General features: G+C 51.5%; 1 protein-coding gene. It reads right to left on the bottom strand.

The window, feature by feature from the left end; all coding sequences use genetic code 11:
- A partial coding sequence (locus tag F1003_RS16545; protein ID WP_155090396.1) for a hypothetical protein occupies positions 1 to 206 on the bottom strand: 206 nt, incomplete at both ends.

The raw sequence follows: 206 nt of genomic DNA, 5'->3' as shown, positions 1-206 counted from the left end.
GACTCTTCAGTAGCATTACCGCCTTGCAATGCTATTGCAAAAGTTCCCGATGTCGCACTGTTGATACCTGCCAGACTTTGGCTGCCTGCTGCGTTGCTGCCAGAAAATGACACCGAACCTGAGCCAGATGCTATCGCAAACTGACCAAAGGCGAAGCTTCCATCACCTGAGGCTGTATTATTGTAGCCAATGGCCGTTCCGTTGGC

The sequence above is a fragment of the Winogradskyella ouciana genome, assembly GCF_009709615.1.
In the GTDB taxonomy this organism is placed as follows: Bacteria; Bacteroidota; Bacteroidia; order Flavobacteriales; family Flavobacteriaceae; genus Winogradskyella; species Winogradskyella ouciana.
Note: the sequence above shows the minus strand (reverse complement) of the source record. Positions and strands in the feature narration are given on the sequence as shown.